The organism is Saccharothrix sp. NBAS 001, assembly GCF_056640475.1.
In genome coordinates this window covers 4559206-4582150 of sequence record NZ_CM153251.1, presented here as the reverse complement: position 1 = coordinate 4582150, position 22945 = coordinate 4559206, and the positions used below count along the sequence as shown (strand labels likewise).

Here is a 22945-nt window from a genome sequence, read left to right as displayed (position 1 = left end):
CCTTGACATTCGCGAAAGTGCGGCCCGGTTCGTGGAAGGCACAGGCAGGTCAGTTGCCGACACCTTTCGGAACCGTGTTGTAATCCCGGTCGCTTCCGTTTTCTCTGCAGGCTGTTCGGCAGGTCCGACTTGCTTCATGGTCGGGTGCATGGACGGCCGTGGTACCCGGGTTCTGGCGTGAAGCGGGACGGGGTCGGTGCCTCTCGTCCGGGAATACGGCGTGGAGCCATGATTTTTCCTTCCAATGGCGGGTTCGGATCACCGGGCGTCGATTTGTCTGCGATGTGTGGTGGCCCGAAGCCGCGCTCGCTTTCGATTCGGCGAGGATGAAATCCGGTGGAGTACGGCCGCTGCTGGACGGTCCCCGGGCCGGAGGCGGGGTTTCCTGACCGGATTCCTGTCGTGACGGGGTGCTGGCGGGTGTGGGCCTTGGTATTCCTGTGTTGGGTCGCAGTGTGGCCCCATGGTGCAAGCGTGGGGGCCAGCGGAATCGTCCCTGTCGCCGATGGACGGCGAGACCCTCTGTGGGTCTTCCCGGTGCGTCGCCCAGGTCGCGGACGACGCTCGTCCGGTCACTGGGCGGCGATCCGGAGGCGCAAACGGCGGTGCACGACGGTCCAGTCGACCGCGCCGGTCACTCACGTGGACGCCTGTCGCGTCCGCTTGAGTGGACTCCCGCACAAATGGGGTGACACTCAGTAGTTCTTGGACATCGCTCTGCGTGACCACTAGTCTCCGCTTGTACATTGATAAATGGAATATCGGCACGGGGGTGCGGGGGCCGGTCGTCCAAAGCTCCCCGGTGGCCGGTTCCGACCGCGAATAGGTGGTGTCGTGGTGCCGTCAGAGCATCTGACCGCAGCGGGTTCCGTGATCGAGGATGTTGTCGCGCCGCAGGCCGCCCGGGTGGATCGGGAGGGTGAGTTCCCGCGCGAGAGCATCGATGCGTTGGCGAGGGCGGGGGTCCTCGGGCTGCTGTCGTCGTCGGACGTCGGCGGGGCGGGGGGAGGGCTGGCCGATGCGGCGCGGGTTGTCGAGGCGCTCGCCGGGGCGTGCGGCTCGACCGCCATGATCGTGCTGATGCACTACGCGGCCACTGCGTTGATCGAGGCGCACGGTGACGAGAAGACCCGTCGGGCGATCGCCGCCGGGGAGCACCTGAGCACCCTCGCGTTCTCCGAAGTCGGTTCGCGCAGCCATTTCTGGACTCCGTTGAGCACGGTGACCGACGCCGGCGACGGACGGGTGCGGCTCGACGCGGACAAGAGTTGGGTGACCGCCGCCGGTCACGTCGACAGCTACGTGTGGTCCAGCACACCGTTGTCCGCGGACGGCCCGATGACGTTATGGCTGGTCCCGGGGGACGCCTCCGGCATCTCGGTGCGCGGTGGGTTCGACGGGCTCGGGTTGCGCGGCAACGCCTCCAGTCCCGTGACCGGCGCGGCCGTCGACATCCCCGCCGCGGCGATCCTCGGCGACGACGGGGCAGGGCTGGGCATCGCGCTCCAGACCGGCCTGCCGCACTTCCTGGTGCTCAACGCTGCCTTCTCGCTGGGGCTGGCCCAATCGCTGGTCGACGAAGCCGGTGAGCACCTCAAGCGCACGCGGTTGCACCACCTCGACCAGACGCTGGTCGACCAGCAGCACCTCCGGACGGCATACGCGCGGTTGCTCACCCGCGCCGACGAGGTCCGCGCATTTCTGGACGACACGTTGCGCGCGTTGGAGACCGGGCGGGCCGACGCCACGCTGCGGGTGCTCCAGGTCAAGTCCGTGGCGGCCGAGGCCGCCGCCGAGATCGCCGACGGCGTGCTCAAGCTCTGTGGCGGCGCTGCGTTCCGCAAGGAACTCGGTGTCGAGCGCAGGTTCCGCGACGCTCTCGCCGCCCGCGTGATGGCACCGACGACCGATGCCCTGCGCGACTTCGTCGGCCGTGCCGCGCTCGGCCTGCCGCTGTTCTGAGATCGGAGGCCGGACCATGACGCTGATCCTCGGTGCCGTCGCCTACGACCCGAAGGTCGTCACCATCTGGGACGGGTTCCGCTCCTGGCTGCGTGCGCACGGCCTGCAGTTCGACTACGTCCTGTACTCCCACTACGAGCGTCAGGCCGAGGACCTGGTCGCCGGACGGATCCACGTCGCGTGGAACTCACCGCTGGCGTGGGTCCGGGCCGAGCGTCTGGCCCGTGCCGCGGGGCGCGGGGTCCGACCGCTGGTCATGCGCGACACCGACCGGGATCTGCACTCCGTGCTGCTGGTGCGGTCGGATTCGCCGTACGCGAAGGTCGCCGAACTCCAGGGCCGCACCGTGGGGCTCGGAGCGGTGGACTCGCCGCAGGCCACACTGCTGCCGACCGCGCTCCTGCGCGAGGCGGGTCTCGTGCCCGGTCGCGACGTCACCGTGCGCCGCTTCGACGTCGGTGTCGGCCTGCACGGCGACCACATCGGAGGTGAACGCGACGCCGCGCGGGCGCTCGTCTCCGGTGAAGTCGACGCCGCCGCCGTGATCGACACCAACCACCTGCGGTTCGGGCGCGAGGGCACGCTGCCGGCGGGCAGCACGCGGGTACTCGCCCGGACCGGGGCCTTCGACCACTGCAACCTCACCGCCGTGGACACCGCACCCGCCGAACCGGTCGACCGGCTCGGCGAACTGCTGCTGTCCATGTCCTACGCCGATCCCGGGGTGCGCCCGCTGTTCGACCTCGAAGGGCTGCGGGAGTGGCAGGAGGGGCGGACCTCCGGTTACGCCCTGCTGGAGGCCGCAGTGGACGACGAGGGCTTCTACGACCGACTCGGCCGCGTCACCGCGCAGGACTACTCGCCGTGATCGTCCCCGGCGTCCTGGACCTGCACGGGCTCGGCTTCGAGCGCGGTGCCCACCTGCTGGTCCAGCAGGCCCTGAAGAACACCCAGCCCGGCGGGGAGATCGGTGTCACCGGAACCGATCCGGCTCTCGTCGTCCACCTGACGGCGTGGTGTCGCCAACAGGGGCACCGGGTGCGCGAGGCGGCGGACACCGACTTCGGTGTCCGCGCCTGGGTCGTGCGCGGCCGGGCCGACCTGGACCGCTGGGCGGGTGCGGTCCGGGCCGGTGGTCCGGGTGTGGCGGGCATCGTCGCCGAGCCCCCGTCCGACTGGGGGCTGGCCGCACGGGGTGCGCTGGTGGAGGGCGGCGGCCCCGCGACCCCGTTCGACATCACCCACCGGGACCTCGTGTGGGCCGAGATCGCTCCCGCGCTGTACGCCAACGCCGCCGCCGCGCAGTGGAACCCCGACACCGAGGTGGTGTGGGACGCGGGGGAGCAGCTGCCCGACGAGGTCGAGAACGCGGTCGTGCAGGTGATGACCTACCTGATCGAGAACGAGCAGGCCGCCCTGGTCGTCCCCGCCCGGCTGCTGGCCCGCGTCCACCCGCACTTCCGCGAGGTCCAGCAGTTGCTCGCCGTGCAGGCGGCCGACGAAGCCCGTCACATGGAGGTCTTCACCCGTCGGGCGTTGCTGCACCGCGACGAGATGGGCACCTCGTCGGTCAGCGGCCGCGAGTCCCTGGCCACGCTGCTGACCGAAGCGGACTTCTCGATGGCGTCGTTCCTGCTGTCCGTGCTCGGCGAGGGGAGTTTCCTCAACCTGCTCGACTTCCTCGACAAGAACGCGCCGGACCCGGTCACGCGGCAGGTCACCCGGCTGGCCCGACGCGACGAGGCCCGCCATGTCGCGTTCGGAGTGGCGCACCTCCAGCACCAGGCCGAGCGCGATCCCGAGGTGCGGCTGCGGCTGCGATCCGCGGTCGAACGTCGCTACAGCGCGCTGGTCGACACCGCGGGGCTGAACCAGGACGTGTTCGACTCCCTGGTGGTCCTCGCTGCCGGCGCGTGGGGACCCGAAGCCATCGGCAGGGGTTACGACGCGGTCATGGCGCTCCAGTCCGAAATGGACGAGGGCAGACAACGGCGCCTCGTCCACCTGGGGTTCCCCGCCGACGAAGCCGCCGACCTGTCGGCCCTGCACACCCGCAACTTCATGTGATGCGACGGGCCGTGCGCCGCACCACCCGCGGTACGCGGCGTGGTGCGGCGATCGCTCGATGGCCGGCAGGCAGTCCGGTGTACGCCGTGACGCCCACCGCAGTCGCTTAATCTAAAGGTACCTTCTTGTGGGCGATTCGTCCGTCTCGGTGGGTGTGGGACGGTTTCTTGTCGGATCAAGTCCAGGAATGACAGGCATTTGGAGCAGGGGTGAGTCGTATCGGCGAGGCGGAGGGCGACATACCACTTCTAAAACTTGCAGTGATCTGGCAGGCTGGGGTGAGTCTTTCTCGACCTACTCCGAATGGGGTGCCCATGAGATGCTCGTCCCGTCTGCTGCGCCCGGCGCTCGTGGTGATCCTGCTCGCGGCCGTTCCCGCTCTCACGGGGCAGTCGGCGTGGGCGGCGCCGCGGGACGACCAGATCACCTTCACCGACATCGCGGTACCCGGGACCGCGCTCGGCCACTACCGGCGGACACCGTCGCCGGAACACTGGCGGAGCGTGGCCAACCTCCAACGGCCGTTCATCACGCGGGACGACTTCGCGGCGGAGGGAGTGCACACCCACGGCGTTCCGGGGGTGGTGCTGTTCGACTACGACGGTGACGGCGACACCGACGTCTTCGTCACCAACGGCCCGGGAACGCCGAACAGCCTGTTCCGCAACGAGTTGACGCAAACAGGCCGGCTGACGTTCACCGACCGCGGGTCCGCCGCCGATGTCGCCCTCACCGACCTGGACGCGAACGGCGCGTGCGCCGGGGACATCGACAACGACGGCGATCCCGACCTCTACGTACTGGGGCGCAACGCCAACAACCGACTGCTGCGCAACGAGGGCAGCGGTACGTTCACCGACGTCACCGGCTCGGCGGGCGACGTCGGGGCCGGCACGCTCAGCCACCTGGGCTGCACCATGGCCGACATCGACAACGACGGCCTGCTCGACATCGCCGTCGCCAACGCCTACGACATGAAGACCGCCCTGCCGATCTTCCGCGTCCCGTGGGCGCTCAACCAGCCCAACCAGCTGTTCAAGAACACGGGCGGACGCTCGTTCACCGACGTCAGCCTGAGTTCGGGCTTTTCGCCGGTCACGGTGGACGGCAAGGTCCCCGACCCGCCGCGCGAGGAGCTGACCTGGTCGGTCACCGCCGTCGACTACGACCAGGACGGCGACGTGGACCTGGTGACGGCCAGTCACCAGGCGCTCGTCCAGCCGGTGAAGTACGGCGGCTCGGACCGGGGCTTCGTCCGGCTCTACCGCAACGACGGCACCGGCCACTTCGAGGACGTCACGATGACCGTCGGGCTGTCGGAGTGGGGCGGCTGGTCGGGTACCTCGTTCGGGGACTTCAACTTCGACGGCACCCTCGACATGTTCGCCACCAACACCGGCGACTACATGAAGCTGCCGGTGCCCGGTCTGCCGCACCAGTACGGCGACCAGAGCAGCCGTTGGTTCCTGCAACGACCGGACGGGCACTTCGTGGACGTCCGGCGCGGGTCGGTGCCCACGCCGAGGACCGACAACGGGGACGCCGACCCCACCCTGGGCGGCCTCGGCACCACGCCGTGGGGCTGGGGCACCTCGACGCTGGACTACGACAACGACGGCCTCACCGACGTCCTGTTCCACGGCAGCATCGACGGGATGAACCTGGTCACCGCCGACAACCCCGGGATGCTGCTGCGCAACCGGGGGCCGGACGCACTGCGCAAGGGTTTCTTCCCCTCCTTCGAGTTCGACGCCGCTGCCCGGTCCGCCACCGACCACAAGCGGCGCAGCGTCACCGGGATGGCGGTCGGCGACCTGAACGGGGACGGCTTCCCCGACATGGTCAGCGCCGCCCAGTCGCTCAAGGTCGGCAACCTCACCCGGTACGCGGACGAGGTCGACATCCACGACTGGTCCCCGGTGTTCGACAAGGACGCCTCGTTCCTCAAGGTCTACAACTGGGACGGGAGCGTCTTCCGCCCGACCGGCAACCACACCGTCGAGGGCGACCTGTCCGTGGAGATCAGCCGGGGCAACGGCAACAGGTCGGCGACCGTGCGCACGCTGGGCACCGTCGGCATCACCCCGGCGGGCAAGGTCAACCGGGACGGGGTCGGCGCACTGGTCCGGTTCACGCCCAAGGGCGGCACCACGGCGATGCACCCGGTGACCGACGGTACCTCGTACGGGTCACAGGACTCGGCTGAGACCACGTTCGGCATGGCCAAGGCGACCTCCGGCACGATCGAGGTGCTGTGGCCCGGCGGCGTGCGCAACAGGCTGTACGGGGTGCGGCCCGGCGAGCACGTCACCTTCCCGGAGATCCCCTGCCGGTACGACGACCCGGCCGTGGCGTGGCCCCGGTACCTGGCCTGCGTGGGGACCGCGCTGGACGACGTCGTCGGCACCGGCGGGCTCACGCGTGCCGAGTCCGCCAAGTTCATGATCAGCGCGTTGCGGGCCTACCACGAGGCGCACTGAGCGGCCGCGCGACCGGGTTCAGGCCCCTGCCGTCAGGGGCCGCCCGGTCGCCGCGGCCCAGTCGCCGGGACCGCCGGTCAGCACGGCCAGGTCGCGGTGACCGGCGTGGGCCAGCAGGCTCGCAGCGCTCATGGCGCGCTCGCCGTGACCGCACATGACCACCAGAGGACCACGGGGGAGGTGCGGCGCGTGGTCGGCTATCGAGCCCAGTTCGACGTGCACCGCGCCGGGCAGGTGGCCCGCGAGGTACTCGGACCGCTGTCGCACGTCGAGCACCGGGGTGGTGCCGATCCGGTCCGCCGAGAGCAGGGCGACGGTGGCGGTGGGGCGACCCTCCGACGTCCACGCGGCCAGACCGCCCGCCAGTTCGCCGACGATCGACCCGTGGCCGATCTTGGCCGCCTGCCAGGCGATCTCCGCGCCGTCCTGGTCCTCGTCGCGGACCACGACCAGCGGGCGGTCGTGCGGTACCAGCCAACCGAGCCACGACCCGAACGCCGGGCGCAGCGGGTCGGACAGCGCACCCGGCAGGTGACCGGTGGCGAAGGCGTCGATCGGGCGCACGTCGACCACCAGCGCCCCGTCGGACACCAGTTCCGCGACCGCCGTCGCGTCCAGCGGTGCCAGCGCGGGCGGTGCCTTGAGCAGGTCCGGTCCGCGGCGGTTGACCTCGGCCAGTCGGCGGAAGTAGGTGGGGTAGCTGCCCAGCCCGGACAGCAGCGTGGCGGCGAAGTCGTCCGCGTCGGCCACGGCCAGCAGGGGATTGGTCGCCTTCTCGCGCCCGATGGTGCTGGTCCGCTCCGCGCCCGGCGGACCCGAGCAGAACGAACCGGCGCCGTGCGTCGGCCACACCGCCACGTCGTCCGGGAGCGCGGCCAGCCTGCGCAGCGAGGAGTACTGCAGCCGCGCCAGGTCTCCGGTGCGTTCCGGTGCCACCAGGTCGGTGCGGGCCGCCGTGCCGACCATCAGCGAGCCGCCGGTGAACACGCCCACCGTCGTGGCGCCGTCGAGCAGCGCGTACGCCATGTGCTCGTGGGTGTGTCCCGGGGTGGCCAGGGCGCGCAACCGCAGCCCACCCAGGTCCACCTCCTCCTCGTCGTGCAGGCCCAGGTGCGGGAACTCGCGCAGCCCGGCCGCCGAGGCCAGCACGCGGGTGCCCTCGGTCTCGGACAGCTGCCTCGCGCCGGAGACGAAGTCGGCGTGCAGGTGGGTGTCGGCGGCGAACGCCAGCCGCAGTCCGCGCCTGCGGGCGGCGGTCCAGGCGGCCCGCAGGTCCAGGCTCGCGTCCACCACCAGACCGCGTCCGTCGCCCAGGTCCACCAGGTACGCGGAGTTCCCGAGCCCCTCGTCCACGAGTGGGATGACGTCGATGTCCGCCACCGCGATTCCGCCCCTCGATCGACTTCGCCGGCGCTTCCCACGATAGCCAGGTCCGCAATTCGCCTGTACAGCGCAAACAGTACAGAACAGGCATTCCTGCTCATTTGGAACTACGGATAACGCTACCCATTTGCCGGTGCCGTGGAATGTCCGCCCGGCCTGCTCGCGAGGAGGTCCCGATGTCGTCGGACGACGTGGTTCGCGCAGTGCGCTCGGGCGGTGGTCCACCGCTCGACCGGAGGTCCGCGCTGCTGGTCGCGGGGTTGGCGGCGGCGGTTGGCGTCGGGATCACACCGGTCGCGGCGGCGGCACCGGACGGTGCACCGGCTTTCGACCCCGGCGACTGGAGGTCGGTGCGGGAGCAGTTCGCGCTGCGTCCGGACCGCGCGCACTTCGCCGCGTTCATGCTGGCGTCGTCGCCACGATCGGTACGTGAAAGAGTAGCTTCGTTCCGGGATCGGCTCGACACCTCGCCCGAGGACTTCCACCTGGGTGTAGCCGATCTGGAGTACTCCGCCCGTGCGCAGGCCGCACTCGGTGCGTGGATCGGCGCGCCGGCGGGGGAGATCGCCCTGACCGACAGCGCCACCATGGGCATCGGCCTGGTCTACGGGGGGATGCGGTTCGATCGCGGCGACGAGGTGCTGACCACGCCGCACGAGTTCTACTCCACCCACGAGAGCCTGCGGCTGCGGGCGGCCGCGCACGGCGTCCGCGTTCGTTCCGTTGTGCTCTACCAGGACCCCGCTGCCGCCTCGCGCGAGCAGATGGTGGAGCGGGTCCGGCGTGCGATCAACGGACGCACCAGGGTGGTCGCGCTGACGTGGGTGCACTCCGGCACCGGCGTGAAGGTCCCGATCCGGGACATCGCCGACGTCGTCGCGCGGGTCAACGCCCACCGGGACGAGCACGACCGCGTCCTGCTGTGCGTGGACGGGGTGCACGGCTTCGCGGTGGAGGACGTCGACGTACCCGCGCTGGGTGCGGACTTCTTCATGACCTCGACCCACAAGTGGTTGTTCGGCCCGCGCGGCACCGGCTTCGTGTGGGGTACGGCGGCGGCGTGGCGTCGAGTGGACACCGTCGTCCCGAGCTTCTCGATCCCGGCCTTCACCGGGTGGCTGACCGGCCGCCCGCCGGTCGGCGACCCCGGCACGCTCAACAGTCCGGGCGGCTACCACTCGTTCGAGAACCGGTGGGCGCTGCCCGAGGCGGTCGCGTTCCAGCGGGCCATCGGGCGCGGGCGGATCGCGACACGGGTGCGCGACCAGGTGGACCGGTTGCGGGAGGGGTTGGCGGGCCTGCGCCGGGTGCGGGTGGTCACCCCGCGGGGTGCGGACGTCTCGGCGGGCCTGGTCTGCTGCACGGTGGACGGCGTCACACCCGAAGAGGTCGTGGGTCGGCTGCTGACCGAGCACCGCGTCTCGGCCGGTGCCACCCCCTACCGCGAGTCCTACGTGCGGTTCGGGCCCAGCGTCGTCACCGACGAGCCGGAGGTGGACCGGCTGGTGCGGGCCATGGCGGCGTTCGGCTGAACCGTCGACCGGCGGGTGTCAGCGCGCCACGGGCAGGTCGGCCAGCGACCACTCCAGCATCCCGTCGGCCAGCCGCACGGCCGACCGCCCGTGCGCCAGCAGTGTGCGCACCGCGTCGTGGGCCATCACGCAGTACGAGCCCCGGCAGTAGGCGACCACGGTGCCGTCGGCCGGCAGGTCGGTCAACCGCTCGGCCAGCTCGTCCAGCGGCACCGACACCGCGCCGGGGATGTGCCCGGACGCGTACTCCTCGGGTGGGCGCACGTCGATCACCGTGACGCCGCCCTTCTCGATCCGCGCGAGCAGTTCGTCCCGGGTGACCTGCTCGGTGTCCTCCGGACCCAGGTAGGCGGTCCGCGCGCGGTCGACGTCGCCCAGGTGGTCGGAGGCCACGTCGCGCAGCTTCGCCCACAGCGCGGCGATGTCGGGGCCGGCCAGCCGGTAGAAGACCTTGATGCCGACTTTGCGGGTGGCGACCAGACCCGACTGCTTGAGCACCTGGAGGTTGTTCGACGCGGTGGTCATGCCGACGCCCACCGCCGTGGCCAGTACCTCGACCGACCGCTCGCCCTGGGCGAGCACGTCGATGATCTCCAGCCGCTTGGGGCTCGCCAGGGCCTTGCCGACCAGGGCGAACGCCTCGAACAGCAGCGTCTTGCCCTCGGTGCTGCCGGTTGCTCCGTCCTCCATGAATCCATAGAGTACGCCTGTCCTCCGCGCGGCGGACCGTCCGACGGGCGCACGATGCAACAACGTTGTGCGGTGGGGCCGGTAAGGGCGCACAAGTGCGGTTCCGGGCCCGCGTTTTCCGGGCCGCGTGGGCGGGAATCGGTCAGGGCGGTCGTTCCGGGCGTCGGCGGGTCGGCATGGAGTGCCTCCTGGGTCGTCGTCAGGGCGTACGGGTGCGGTGGAGGTCGGCGCTTCGGCGGTGACGGCCGACGGACGCGGCCTGACGGGAACCGCTGGTGATCGCCGGCGGTCGGGTGTGCCGGGACCGGGACCCGACGGTCGGAGGTCGGCGTCGGCGCGTGCCGGGGGCGATGCGGTACCGGGTGGTGCCGCCCGGCAGCGGTACGGGGAACACGGCGTCGCGCGGCCCGGGGCTCGCCGCGTCCGCGTCGTGCCGCACGGACGGTCCGATGTGGGAGGCGGCGTGGACGGCCGACCGGTCCCCGGCCCGCCGGTCGGCGAACGGGAGGGCGGCGACCCGGGTGCTCGTACCGGCCGGTGCATCCTGCGGATGCCGATCGGTGGACTCCGGTGCCATGCATCCCCCCGCCTGTCGAACTCGCTGCATGAGACTGTAGTGAGTGCTTCTCGGGTCGACCAGTCGGCAAGTGGGTGCATACCCGATTGGCCCGGAAAACCCTGAGAAGCAAGCCTTGTGTACTCACGAATGGCCGCAGGGTGGGAGGCTTGGTCGACCTTGACTACATAGTTCAGTAGTAGTGTACTGGGTGGGTCTTGGGCGCAGCGACCGGCTCTCGGGGCTACCCGGACCGGTGCCCGGCTCGATCACCGGACTACAGGAGACACGGATGCCCCACATCACCATGCCCGCGAAGTCCTTCCCCGGCACCCCCGGCCTCATGCAGTACCGGCAGGAGACCGGCCTGCCGCTGAGCGAACTGGTCGAGGTCCTGCTGCGCAACGACAACACGCTCAGCCGTTCGGACCGCGAACTCATGGCGGCCTACGTCTCCTCCCTCAACGACTGCTACTTCTGCCGCAACACGCACGGCGAGATGAGCGTGCAGCAGAGCGACGCGCCGGACGCCCGCGCGGTGGCGGAGAAGGTGATCGCCGACCTGGAGAGCGCGCCGATCACGCCCAAGCTCAAGGCGTTGTTCGCGATCGCGGGCGCCGTGCAGGACCACGGCAGGGCGGTCACCGCCGAGCTGGTCGGTCGCGCCCGCGAAGCCGGCGCGACGGACACCGAGATCCACGACAGCGTGCTCATCGGCGCGGCGTTCAGCATGTACAACCGGTACTGCGACGGCTTGGCGGCCGTGGTGCCCGAGGACCCGGCGGCGTACGTGCCGATGGCGGCGATGATCATCCGCGACGGCTACAGCATGTGCGCCCGCGGCCATTGACGGCCGTGCCGGCAACTCCCGTTCCGACAGCAAGGGAAACGAGGTCGTCGTGTTCGTCCGCCTCACCCGCGCGGCCGCGCTGGTGGCCGTGCTCCTGACCGTCGGTGCGACCGTCCCCGCCGCAACGGGCGCAGCCGGTGCCACGGACGGGTTCGCCCCGGTCGACCGGCGTGGCCCGCGGTTGAGCGTGCCGGCCGACCGCCTGGACGCGAGCCTCACCTGCACCGCGAACGTACGTCACGCCCGCACGACCCCGGTGCTGCTGCTCGCGGGCACCGGGGTCGACTCCGATCAGTACTTCGCCTGGAACTGGAAGCCGGCGCTGACGAAGGCGGGCGTGCCGTGGTGCGCCTCGGACGTTCCTGTCCCGGACGCGGCCCGGCAGAACTTCGCCGACATCCAGGTCCGCGCGGAGTACGTGGTGCACGCGATCCGCGTCATGCGCACGCTGTCCGGGCACCGGATCGCCGTACTCGGGCACAGCCAGGGCGGCCTGGTGCCGCGCTGGGCGCTGCGGTTCTGGCCCGACGTGCGCCCCATGGTGGACGACGTGGTCGCCCTCGCACCCACCAGTCACGGCACGCCGCTGGGCACGCGGATGTGCCCGGCGATGTGCCCGCCCGCGATCTGGCAACAGCGCACCGACGCGGAGTTCTACCGTGCGCTGGACTCCCGCCGGCAGACGTTCGCGGGCATCTCCTACACGGTGATCAGCTCACGCACCGACCCGCTCGTACCTCCCGAGTCCGCCGACCTGGCCGGCCCCGGCCGGATCGCCAACATCCGACTCCAGGACGTCTGCCCCGCCGACACCTCCGACCACGACGGGCTCGGCACCACGTCCCCGGTGGCCGAGGCGCTGGCGTTGGACGCCCTGCGGAACCGGGGACCCGCCGACCCCCGGCGGGTCGACCCCTCGGTCTGCTCGCGGGAGTTCATGTCCGGCGTCAACCCGGCCACCCACGCCGTGGACCTCGCGTGGATGAAAGAGGTCCAGGGTCGCAACTACGCGATCGCACCGCGCCTGGAGCGGGAGCCCGAACTGGCGTGCTACACCTCGACCACAGGCTGCCCCAGGGCGCGCGAGGGCACCGGCTGACGCAGTCCGGCGCAGCCTTCCCGATGGCGTGTCGATTGGGTGAAACCCTTGTCAGTCAACCCTTTCGACGGACCGGGGATGTGGTAGACCTTCACCTGAGTGGACCGTCCACTGCACACCTGGAAGGGGAGTCCCGTGGGGAATCCTTTGGCGTACTTCGAGATCACCACGAACGGTGACGCCGCGGAGATCCAGAAGTTCTACGGTGACCTGTTCGGCTGGCAGATCCACGTGCTGCCGGAGATGGGTGGCTACGGCCTGGTGAACACCGGTGCCCCCGGCGCGGTCGGCGGCGGTATCGGCCCGGCGACGGTCAGGGCCGGCATCCGGACGTACTTCCACGTGGAGGACCTCGACGCCGCGCTGGCCAAGGCGGAGAGCCTGGGCGGCAAGATCGTGATGCCGCCCAGGAAGATCTCCGACGACTTCGGCAGCTTCGCCGTCTTCACCGACCCGGACGGCAACGAGGTCGGCCTGTGGGACCGGCCGGGCCTCGGCGGCTGATGAACCCGACCACGAACCCCGCGCACCCGGCAGTGGCCGGATGCGCGGGGTTCGTGCCTGCACGGTGCTGTCCACTCCGGGGCGACCGTCCTATCGGGGCCCGGTGAACGCCGAGATCGCGCTGCGGTGCAGACGGTCCGCCAGACCCGGTTCCACCTGCCCGGTGCGGACGAGGTCGTCCAACGCCGTTCGTACGCACGCCTCGTGCTGTGCGGTGGTCCGGGTGCGGTCGTCCAGGCTGCACGGGATCTCCGGGAGCACGACCCGCTCGCCCGCACGAACGCCGTCGAGCCGGTTGCGCACCCCGCCGGGCCACAGCACCTCGACGGTACCGGTGTCCGACGCACCCATGCCGAACGTGCCCTCCAGCGGTTCCTGGGAGGCGAACCCGGAACCGGCGACCACCGGCCTGACGGTGGCGGGGGCACCCGACGGCGTGAACTTCACGACGGCACCGATGCCGTCCCGGTTCACCCTGCCGGCGGCGGTGAGGCCGATGCTCCCCGTGACCCGCACGTTCGCGGAGCGGTTGGCGTTGCGGCCGTTGAGCACCACCGACAGGTCACCCTCCTCGGTGGTGTTGGGCAGTGGTTTGAACACGTCACCGTCGCGCTGATAGGTCTTGAGGTATGTCGCGCCCGCCTCGAACGGTCCACCGCCGTAGTCGAACGGGGTTTCGTCGGCGATCCGCGTCGGCGTGCCGCGCTTGAGCGACTGCGCGACCGTCACCAGGTCGGTGAAGCCGTCCTGGTCCAGGTCGCCCGCCGACGTGCCGGTCACGGTCCGGGAGCGCTGGTCGCGACCGGACCGGGCGAAGGCGTCGTCGTAGCCGAAGGACGGGAAGAAGCCCTTGCGCAGCGCGGCCGGGCCCTCGTTGCGCAGCAGCGCACCGGGGTTGTCGTCGGTCACCACGTTGAGGCCGTCGATCGCACCGTGGAAGAAGATGTCCGTGGTGCCGTTGTTGTCGTAGTCGAACGCCGACGTGCCCCAGCCCCAGGGGGTGGCGCGCAGGCCGCCCAGTTCGGGGTCGGCGTCCCGGTCGGACGTCGGGGGCGTGAGCGAGGACCGCCGCGGGTCGGTGAACCGGCCGTCCGGGCGCTGCAGCAGCCACCGGCTGCTCATGTCGCCGAGTTCGTGCGGCCGAACGGTGGTGGTCAGCTTCATGAAGTCGCCGGTGTTGCTGCCGAACACGTCGATCGTGCCGTCGAAGTTGAAGTCCCCGAAGGACAGCCCGCCCCAGCCGCCCCACTCGGCGAGCCCGATCTGCTCGGTCACGTCGGTGAAGCGGGCGGAGCCGTCGTTGCGGTGGACGCGGATGAACCCCCGGTCCACCCCACCGTACTTCTTGGGCTGGTACAGCGCCTGGTGACTGGCGGTCACCAGGTCGGCGTCGCCGTCCTGGTCGTAGTCGACCGCGGCCACCGCCCAGGTCACCTCGGCGACCGGCGGGTCGGCCGGACGCCCCCCGTTGACCAGGGTGGTGAATCCGGAGCTGACGCTGACGTCGGTGTAGGTCGTGCCACCCGCGTTGAGCAGCAGCTGGTTGGGTTGGTTGAGCGCGTAGGGCACCGCGAAGACCGGCAGCGCGGTCTTCATGTCCCAGGCGTTGGCGATCGCGATGTCCAGTGAGCCGTTGCCGTCGAAGTCGGCCATGGTGCAGCTGACGTGGCCGGACGTGCCGGCGGCGCTGCCCGGCGTGGTGATGTCGGTGAACCCGCTGCCGGTGTTGCGCAGCAGGTGGTTGCCGGTGTTGCGGCCCAGCACGTACAGGTCGGTCCGGCCGTCGTTGTCGACGTCGCCGGCGCACGCGCCGTTGGCGTCGAGGTCGGTGAGCGCGGTCCCGGTCGACGCGGCGACGTCGGTGAAGCCGAGCCGGCCGGTCTCCTTGACCTGGTTGCGGTACAGGCTGTTCGGGCGGCCCGGGCCGTTGGTGACGTAGAGGTCCAGGTCGCCGTCGCCGTCCTGGTCGAACAGGACCACGCCCGGGATGCCGTGGTCGTGCACACCTTCCTGGGCGAAGTCCTGGAGCGTGACGTAGGGGCGCTGCCGGTTGGCCTCGCTGCGCGCGTGCTCGGGTGAGACGGCCCGGCGGTAGGCGCCCAGCGGGCTGCCTGGGGTGGCGATCTCGGTGAACGCGGCCGCCTGCGTCGCCGACGCGGGCACACCGGTCACCAACGACGCCGACACCAGCAGGACTGCCGGCAGGGCGAACCGGGACGTGGGGGAGGGGCTTGCCACCACCTACACCTCCAACTCGAAAGTTGCTACATATACATTAAGCGAACATATCGGCGGATGATGGGACTTCGCTTCGGCCAAGAGTGTTGGACTGTTGAGAAGTCACGATCACTACAGGAGTATGTAGTCACACTGTCGGTTTCGAGCGCACTGCGAGGTCCGCATGCCGAACCACGCTCCCCCGGGAGGTGCCCTGCGGCGGCGATCCGTCGCCACCGTGGCTGCCCTCGCCCTGGCCTCGTTCGTCGTGATGGTCGACTCGGCGGTGGTGCAGGTGATGCTGCCCGCCCTGCTGTCCGACCTGAGGATCGAGCTGGACGGGGCGCTGTGGGTGGCCAACGCCTTCACGTTGGTGTACGGGGTGCTGCTGCTGCCGGGAGCGCGCCTGGGCGACGTGTTCGGCCGGCGGGCGATGCTGGTCGTGGGTCTGTCGGTGTTCCTGGCGGGGTCCGTGCTGTGCGGGCTGTCGGGTTCGCTCGGGCCGCTCGTGCTCGGGCGGGTCGTGCAGGCGGTCGGCGGCGCGCTGCTGGTCCCGCAGACGCTCGGGATGCTCGCGGCGGCCGTGCCGGAGCACCGGAGGGGCCTGGCGTTCGGGTTGCTCAGCGCGTCCATGGCACTGGCGGCGGTGGTCGGGCCGGTGCTCGGCGGGGTCGTGGTGTCCTTCGCCGGATGGCGCTGGGTGTTCCTGGCGAACGTGCCCGGTTGTGTCCTCGCGGTGGCGGTGGTGCTGTGGGCGGCGCCCGGTGGCGAGCCCCGCCGCACCCGTGGGCTGGACGTGGTGGGGGCGCTGGCGGCGGTGCTCGGGCTCGGCGCCGTGGTGTACGGCTTCCTGGCGCTCGGGCGCCGGGACGCGTCGGCCCCGGCGTTCCTGGCGGCCGGGCTCGCGTTGCTGGTGGCCTTCGCGGTGTGGGAGCGGCATGCGCCGGAGCCGTTGGTGCCCCCGCGCCTGTTCGGCGTCCGCGGGTTCCCGATCGCGCTGGGGCTGGGGGCGCTCCAGCTCGCGGTGATGTCCGGGGTGATGCTCCTGGTGGCGCTGAAGGTCCAGTCCGCCGGAGGCTCCGCGTTCCAGACCGGGGTCGCCCTGCTGCCGATGGCGGCCTCGGCGGGTGTGGCGTCGCCGTTCGCCGGGCACGCCGTCGACCGGTGGGGTGGGCGTCCGGTGGTCATGCTCGGGTTCCTCTTGCTGGGGCTCGGGGTGGCCTGGACCGCCGCCTCGTCGGCCGCGTTCACCTCGCTGCTCGGCCCGTGCGCCGCCGTGGGACTGGGTGTCGGGCTGCTGATGGGGCCGGTCAGCGCGGAGGTGGCCCGCTGCCTGCCGGAGGACCTGGTCAACACCGGCTCCGGGGTCCTGGCCACCGGGCGGCAGGTGGCGGCAGCATTCGGCGTGGCTGTGGTCGGCACCGTGGTCCAGTCCGCGGAGGCCGGCGGGGGCCGGTTCGACCCGGCGCGGTTCGCCACGGCCGAGAGCGCGACGCTGGTGGCGCTCGGTGTGCTGGCGGCGGCGGGGGTGGTCGGCTCGCGGCTGCTGCCACGGCGATCGGCAGGAGTGCCGGGCCACGCCACCAGTGGCACGTGACCCGGCACCCGGCTGCTCAGCCCGCAGGCCGCGGTAGGGGGGTGTCCGCAGCGGGAGACTGAGCCGGTGCGGTGCCGCGCCGGCCGACCATCGCGCCGACCGCGACGCCGACCACGCACAGCACACCCAGGACCAGGAACGCTGGCTTGAAACCGGCCACGAACTGCTCCGGCGTGCGGTAGGAGCCGCTGCCGGCGAACACGGCCGTCGCGATGGCCACCCCGAACACCGCGCCGACCTGGCGGAACGTGTTGCTGACGCCGGAGGCGATGCCGACCTCGCGCGGTTGCACCGACCGCATCACCGCGGTGGTCACGGTCGGGAACGCGATGGCGATGCCGAAACCGGTGACGAACAGCGGGCCGATGACCGTGCCGTAGCCGCTGGTCTCGGTGACCAGCGTGCTGATCAGCAGCAGGCCGAGCGCCTGGAGCCCGAGCCCGAGCATGATCAGCGGCCGCTCCCCGATCCGGTCGGCCAGCCGTCCGGTCACCGGCGCGATGAACAGCGCCACGCCGGTCGCCGGCAGCAGCCCCAGGCCGACGTTCAGCGGCGTCTTGTGTAGCGCGAGCTGCAGGTACTGGGCGGTCAGGAAGCCGAGTGCGAAGATGCCCGCCATCAGGATGAACCCGGCCACGCAACCGCCGGTGAAGCTTCGGTTGGCGAACATCCGCATCGGCATCATCGGGTGCGACGCCCGCCGCTCGTAGAACACGAACGCGATCAGCACGACCGTGCCGCCGATCAGCCCGAGCAGCACCCACGGCGACGACCAGCCCGCGGCGTTGCCCCGGATCAGCGCCGCCGCGACGCCGAACACCCCGACCGTGGCCAGGACCAACCCCACCGGGTCGGCCTTGGCCGCGAACCGGCTGCCCACGGCCATCCGGCCCAGGGCGAGCGCCGCGATCGCGATGCCCACGGGCACGTTCAACCAGAAGATCCACTGCCAGGCCAGGCCGTCCACGATCGCCCCGCCGACGAGCGGGCCCGCTGCCACGGCGAGCCCGGTGAAGGCGCCCCAGATGCCCAGCGCCTTGCCCCGCGCCTGAGGCGGCGTGACCTCGGTGATGAGCGCCAGCGCCAACGGCACCGCGATACCGCCGCCGACTCCCTGGACGACCCGCGCGGTGATGAGCATTTCGACGTTGGTGCTCAGCGCGCAGGCGGCGGACGAGAGGGTGAACACGACGATGCCCACGACGAACATCAGGCGTCGGCCGAAGCGGTCGCCGAGCGTCGATCCGGTCAGGATCGACGCGGCGAACGCCAGTTCGTAGGCGTTGACCGTCCAGCTCAGGCCTTCGATGCCGGTGCCGAACTCCTGGTAGAGGGTCGGCAGGGCGGTGGTCACGACCAGGGCGTCGAGACCGACCAGGAAGGAGGAGAGGGAACCGAGGATCAAGGTCCAGCGCTGGACTGCTGCACCGGACCCCGGGGTCGTGCCGGTTGCTGCCATGGTTGGAATCGCTTTCTCGTGATCGTTCTGCACTGGGTGCGACCGCGGGCGGGAGCGACGCGGCGGGACCGATCAGGCGTTCTGGACTTCGGTCGGGTGGGGACGACCAGAGGACGAACAGCGCGAGCGGAACTCGACACGGGTGCGGAACTTTTTTCGCGGACCTGCCAGTCGGGACGAGTCGCGCTCGACCGACATCGGTCCGATACCGGTCGGACACCGCTTCGACACCCGTCCGGTGCCGCGCGGCCACCCCGGTGACGTGGCGTGACCGCACTCGTCGCCGATGAGGGGGCATGCGAATCGCCGCCGGACGGGCCGGCCACCGAGGACATCCGCGGGCAGCCGTGGGGTCTGCGGGCACAGGGGTTGCGGGCGTACCGAAGCGTCGGGGCGGCCGTGTCGGGCTGGACGCGGGGCGCGGACGGCGGGGCGCGGGCCGGACCTGTGGCGCTCTTCGATCACCCGCCCGGGATGCGCGGGTCAGTCGTTGTGCTGCGGGGTGTCCAGGTCTAACAGGCGACCGGCGAGGAAGCGGCGGTCGGCCGGGTTGGTGGCGAGTTCGTGGGCGCGCAGGTAGGCGGACCTGGCGTCGTCGTCTCGGCCGAGTCGGCGCAGGAAGTCCGCGCGGGCGGCGTGCAGCAGGTGATAGGACTCCAGGCCCTCGATCGCGTCGACGAGGGCGAGGCCCGCCTCGGGGCCTTCGGCCATGGCGACCGCCACCGCGTGGTTCAGCGCTATCACCTGGGACGGGGTGACGTCGAGCAGTTCCCGGTACAGCTCGGCGATCACCGGCCAGTTGGTCGCCTCGCCGGAGGGCGCGCGCGCGTGCTCGGCGGCGATCGCCGCCTGGAGCTGGTAGGGGCCCGGTGCCTCCATGCGGGCGGCGCGGTGCAGCAGGCCCACCGCCTCGACGATCTGGCCCCTGTCCCAGCGTGCGCGGTCCTGGTCCTCCAACAGCACGATGTCGCCGGAGGTCGTGTATCGGGTCTCCCGCCGCGAGTCGGTGAGCAGCATCAGCGCCACCAGGCCCAACGCCTCGGGTTCGTCCGGCATCAGGGTGGCCACGAGTTTGCCCAGGCGCAACGCCTCGGCGCGCAGCTGGTCGTGCTGGGGGCTGTCGCGAGGGGCGGTGTAGCCCTGGGTGAAGACGAGGTACACCACGGCCAGCACGGAGGCCAGGCGTTCCGGCAGCCGGTGGTCCGGCGGCACCTCGAAGGTGATGCCCGCGTCGCGGATCTTGCGCTTGGCCCGGACCAGGCGCTGGGCCATGGTCGATTCGACGACCAGGAACACCTTGGCGATCTCGGCCGCCGTCATGCCCGCGACCGCCTGGAGGGTCAGCGCCACCCGCGCGTCGGTGGACAGCGCCGGGTGGCAGCAGGTGAAGATCAGACTGAGCTGGTCGTCCCCCACGCTGGTCAGGAGGTCTTCGCCGTACTCGGTCATCGTGCTCACCACCGTGCCCGCAGCCGGGGCCTCCCCGGCCACCAGCGAGTGCTTGGCGTGCGAGGTCTGCGTGCGGCGGATGCGGTCGATGGCGCGGTTGCGGGCGACGGCCAGCAACCACGCCACCGGATCGTCCGGCAGAGCGGTCGGGTCCCACCGCCGCAGGGCCGTCGCGAAGGCGTCCTGGAGTGCGTCCTCGACCAGCTCGAAGTCGCCGACGGCCCGCACGAGGGCGGCGAGCATCCGACTGCGATGGTCCCGGTACACCCGCTCCACGACTGCCACGGGTGAGCGGTCGGTCATGGCGTGGCGGCCACCGAGGCGGCGACGATGGGCGTGATGTCCCAGCCGGGGATGACGTCCATGGGGCGGACCTCGACCGAACCGACGTAGGCGATCGGGGACAGCGCGGCCAGTTCCAACGCCTCGTCGAGGTTGGGGCACTCCACGATGCAGTACCCGCCGAGCTGTTCGTGGGTCTCGGCGAAGGGGCCGTCGGTCATCAGCGTCCTGCCTTCGCGGACCCGGACGGTGGTGGCGGTGTGCACCGACTTGAGCGGGCCCGCGCTCACCAGCGCGCCACGCTTGCGGCACTCCTCGGTGAAGGCGTTCGCCCTGGCCAGCGCGCCCTCGAAGCGGGCTTCGTCCGGTTGGGGGCGGTCACAACCGTAGAACAAGAGCATGTAGCGCATGGAGCACTCCCGAATCGGGCCGGCGGTCGGACGGGGATGCGGTCGGGCTGCGACCCGACGCCGTACCCGTCCGATTGTGCACCACCCGCAGTCGAACGGTCACGGCGTGCGCCGGTGCCGTCACCGCACGGGTGAACGCGGGACGGTACCGGCGACACCCGGCTACGGCCTGGCCTCGGTGAACGCGCGACGCGCGCTGCCGGCGAACCGGTTGCCGGCCTCGGCCGTCAGCCTGCCCGCCGCCACCAGGGCGTTGACGGCGTTGTCCACACAGGTCCGGTACTGCTCGGAGGTGAGTTGCGTGGTGTCGAAGCTGCAGGGGATCTCCGGGAAGACGACCCTCTCGCCCGCCCGGACGCCGTAGAGCTTGTTGCGGACACCTCCCGGCCACAGCACCTCGACCACCCCGGCGTTCACCCGACCGAGGCCGAACGTGGCCTCGAACGCGTCCTGCGAGGCGAAGCTCGCCCCGCCGAGCACCGGCCGCATCGCGGTCGGCCCGTCGGTCGGGGTGAACTTGAGGATCGCTCCGATTCCGTCGCGGTTGACCCGCGCGCCCGGCGCGAGGCCGACGCTGCCGACGGCGCGGATGGTGGCGGACTTGTTGCCGTTGCCGCCGTTGTTCAGCTCCACCGACAGGTCGCCCTCGACGGTGGTGCTGCCGGTGGGCGTCATGGTCGTCGGGTCGCCGGGTACGGGCTGGAAGATCCGCAGCACGGCCGCGTCCTTGTCGAACCTGGACCCGAAGTCGATCGGCACGATGTCGTTGACCTTGACCAGCCGTCCGACCTTGAGGGACTGGGCCACGCTGATCACGTCGACCCACCCGTTCTGGTCGAGGTCGCCGGTGGCCATGCCGATCACCGTGCGGCGTCGGTGGTTGGTGGTGGACCGGGCGAACACGTCGTCGTAGTCGAACGACGGGTAGAACGCCCCGGCGCCGGTCTGCGGGCCGCGGTTGCGCAGCAGCGCCCCCGCGTTGTCGGCGGTGACCATGCCCATGCCGTCCAGCGCGCCGTGGTACAGGATGTCGGTCGACCCGTTGTTGTCGTAGTCGAACGCCGAGGTGGCCCAACCCCACGGGGTGGCGTTGAGGGTGCCCAGGCCCGGGTCGGCACCGTTCTGCGCCGGCTGCTGCAGCGAGGAACGGCGGGGGTCGGAGAAGGTGTGGTCGGGTCGTTGCAGGAACCACCGGCTCGACGCGTCGCCGAGCTGGCGGGGCATCTGGGTCAGCGGGACCATCGTGTAGTCGCCGCCGTTGCTGGCGAACACGTCCAGGTTGCCGTCGTGGTTGAAGTCGCCGTAGGACAACCCCATCCACATGCCCGGCTCGCCCAGGCCGACGTCGAAGGTGACCTCGTCGAAGTAGCCGTCGCCGTCGTTGCGCCACAACCGGACGAAGCCCCGGTCGTGACCGCCGTACTTGGTGATGCGGTAGGCGGCCTGGTCGCTCGCGGTCATCAGGTCGAGGTCGCCGTCCTGGTCGTAGTCCACCAGCGACAGTGCCCACGTGATGTCGTTGAACGGGGCGGTGGCACCCGGCGGCACGTCGCGAACGTCCACACGGGAGATTCCCGCTGCGACGCTGACGTCGGTGAAGCGCAGGCCGTCCACGTTGCGCAGCAACTGGTTGGGCTGGTTGTACTGGTAGGGCACCGCGAAGATGGGCAGCGCGTTCTTCATGTCGAAGCTGTTGGCGATGGCGATGTCGAGCAGGCTGTCGCCGTTGATGTCGCCCATGGCGCAGCTGGCGTGGCTGAGCGTGCCCGCTGAAGCGTCGCCCGCCGAAGCGGTGACGTCGGCGAAGGTGCCGTTTCCCCGGTTGAGGAGCAGGTGGTTGTTCGCGTTGCGCCCCAACACGTACAGGTCCGTGTAGCCGTTGTTGTCGATGTCGCCGGCGCAGGCGCCGTTGGAGTCCTGGTCGGTCAGCGACACACCGGTCCACGGTGCCATGTCGACGAAGCTCAGGCTCCCGGTCTGCTTGAACTGGTTCTGGTAGAGGCTGTTGGCCCGGCCGGGGCCGTTGGTGACGTAGAAGTCCAGGTCGCCGTCCCCGTCGTAGTCGAAGGTCACCACTCCGGGGATGCCGTGGCTGAAGACGGGTTCGTTGGCGAACTCGGCGAACTTCACCGACGGGCGCTGCCGGTTGACGATCCGGATCGCGTGCTCGGGAGAGGGCATCCGGCGGTAGGCCGACATCGCGGTGCCGGGGGTCGCGATCTCGGTGAAGGCGACGCCCCCCACAGCGGGCACCGCGAAGGCGGAGGGGGTCGTCGCGATCGTCGTCGCGATCGTCGACGTGATCACGAACAGGCTCAACCGGCGCGAGCGCGACATGTGTGCCATGAAACCTCCTGGTGGATAGGTCACTCACACTAAAGATAGTTTTCTGGCTGGGCAATCGATCC

At 70.9% G+C, this 22945-nt stretch carries 16 protein-coding genes; 9 read left to right on the top strand and 7 right to left on the bottom strand.

Going from position 1 to position 22945, the window contains the following annotated elements; translation table 11 throughout:
- Positions 1–870 precede the first annotated feature (870 nt).
- The 4 genes from AC0HI0_RS18820 (at position 871) to AC0HI0_RS18805 (ending at position 6509) form a co-directional block, all read left to right on the top strand.
- Positions 871–1962, top strand: a complete 1092-nt coding sequence (locus tag AC0HI0_RS18820) for an acyl-CoA dehydrogenase family protein (protein WP_480933671.1) — start codon at positions 871–873, stop codon at positions 1960–1962.
- Between the two features lie 16 nt (positions 1963–1978).
- A complete protein-coding gene (locus AC0HI0_RS18815; protein ID WP_480933670.1) occupies positions 1979–2830 on the top strand; it encodes a phosphate/phosphite/phosphonate ABC transporter substrate-binding protein in 852 nt (283 codons plus the stop codon).
- Positions 2827–4029, top strand: a complete 1203-nt coding sequence (locus AC0HI0_RS18810) for a ferritin-like domain-containing protein (RefSeq protein WP_480933669.1) — start codon at positions 2827–2829, stop codon at positions 4027–4029. The genes AC0HI0_RS18815 and AC0HI0_RS18810 overlap by 4 nt, the downstream gene beginning before the upstream one ends.
- 314 nt (positions 4030–4343) lie before the next feature.
- Complete coding sequence (locus tag AC0HI0_RS18805) at positions 4344–6509, top strand: CRTAC1 family protein (protein ID WP_480933668.1); 2166 nt, start codon at positions 4344–4346, stop codon at positions 6507–6509.
- 18 nt (positions 6510–6527) lie between these two features.
- Here AC0HI0_RS18805 and AC0HI0_RS18800 read toward each other — a convergent pair whose 3' ends face one another.
- Positions 6528–7889 (bottom strand): rhodanese-like domain-containing protein, encoded by a 1362-nt coding sequence (locus AC0HI0_RS18800; protein WP_480933667.1) that lies wholly within the window; start codon positions 7887–7889, stop codon positions 6528–6530.
- A gap of 179 nt (positions 7890–8068) precedes the next feature.
- Here AC0HI0_RS18800 and AC0HI0_RS18795 point away from each other — a divergent pair, with 179 nt between their 5' ends.
- Positions 8069–9424 carry an aminotransferase class V-fold PLP-dependent enzyme gene (locus tag AC0HI0_RS18795; RefSeq protein WP_480933666.1) on the top strand — a complete coding sequence of 452 codons (1356 nt, stop codon included), beginning with the start codon at positions 8069–8071 and terminating at the stop codon, positions 9422–9424.
- A gap of 18 nt (positions 9425–9442) precedes the next feature.
- Here AC0HI0_RS18795 and AC0HI0_RS18790 read toward each other — a convergent pair whose 3' ends face one another.
- On the bottom strand, positions 9443–10114 hold the full coding sequence (locus tag AC0HI0_RS18790) for an ArsR/SmtB family transcription factor (RefSeq protein WP_480933665.1): 672 nt from the start codon (positions 10112–10114) through the stop codon (positions 9443–9445).
- An 848-nt stretch (positions 10115–10962) separates the two neighbouring features.
- Here AC0HI0_RS18790 and AC0HI0_RS18785 point away from each other — a divergent pair.
- The 3 genes from AC0HI0_RS18785 (at position 10963) to AC0HI0_RS18775 (ending at position 13123) form a co-directional block, all read left to right on the top strand.
- Positions 10963–11520, top strand: coding sequence for a carboxymuconolactone decarboxylase family protein (locus AC0HI0_RS18785; RefSeq protein WP_480933664.1), 558 nt, complete (start codon positions 10963–10965; stop codon positions 11518–11520).
- Positions 11521–11569: 49 nt separating this feature from the next.
- Complete coding sequence (locus AC0HI0_RS18780; protein WP_480933663.1) at positions 11570–12619, top strand: esterase/lipase family protein; 1050 nt, start codon at positions 11570–11572, stop codon at positions 12617–12619.
- Positions 12620–12754: 135 nt separating this feature from the next.
- A complete protein-coding gene (locus AC0HI0_RS18775) occupies positions 12755–13123 on the top strand; it encodes a VOC family protein (protein ID WP_480933662.1) in 369 nt (122 codons plus the stop codon).
- Between the two features lie 90 nt (positions 13124–13213).
- Here the strand turns inward: AC0HI0_RS18775 and AC0HI0_RS18770 are convergent, their stop codons facing one another.
- A complete protein-coding gene (locus tag AC0HI0_RS18770; RefSeq protein WP_480933661.1) occupies positions 13214–15361 on the bottom strand; it encodes a CRTAC1 family protein in 2148 nt (715 codons plus the stop codon).
- 217 nt (positions 15362–15578) lie between these two features.
- On the opposite strand from AC0HI0_RS18770, the gene AC0HI0_RS18765 reads away from it, so the two are divergent.
- Positions 15579–16937 (top strand): MFS transporter, encoded by a 1359-nt coding sequence (locus tag AC0HI0_RS18765; RefSeq protein WP_480933660.1) that lies wholly within the window; start codon positions 15579–15581, stop codon positions 16935–16937.
- Between the two features lie 16 nt (positions 16938–16953).
- On the opposite strand, the gene AC0HI0_RS18760 is transcribed toward AC0HI0_RS18765, so the two are convergent.
- From AC0HI0_RS18760 to AC0HI0_RS18745, 4 genes are all read right to left on the bottom strand, one after another.
- Positions 16954–18342, bottom strand: a complete 1389-nt coding sequence (locus tag AC0HI0_RS18760; RefSeq protein ID WP_480933659.1) for a DHA2 family efflux MFS transporter permease subunit — start codon at positions 18340–18342, stop codon at positions 16954–16956.
- 537 nt (positions 18343–18879) lie between these two features.
- Positions 18880–20148: an RNA polymerase sigma factor gene (locus AC0HI0_RS18755; protein ID WP_480933658.1), complete on the bottom strand. Its 1269-nt coding sequence runs from the start codon at positions 20146–20148 to the stop codon at positions 18880–18882.
- A complete protein-coding gene (locus tag AC0HI0_RS18750) occupies positions 20145–20537 on the bottom strand; it encodes a YciI family protein (RefSeq protein WP_480933657.1) in 393 nt (130 codons plus the stop codon). Before AC0HI0_RS18750 ends, AC0HI0_RS18755 begins: the two co-directional genes overlap by 4 nt.
- Positions 20538–20699: 162 nt before the next feature.
- Entirely contained in the window at positions 20700–22883 is a 2184-nt protein-coding gene (locus AC0HI0_RS18745) for a CRTAC1 family protein (protein WP_480933656.1), read from the bottom strand.
- Between the last annotated feature and the right edge of the window lie 62 nt (positions 22884–22945).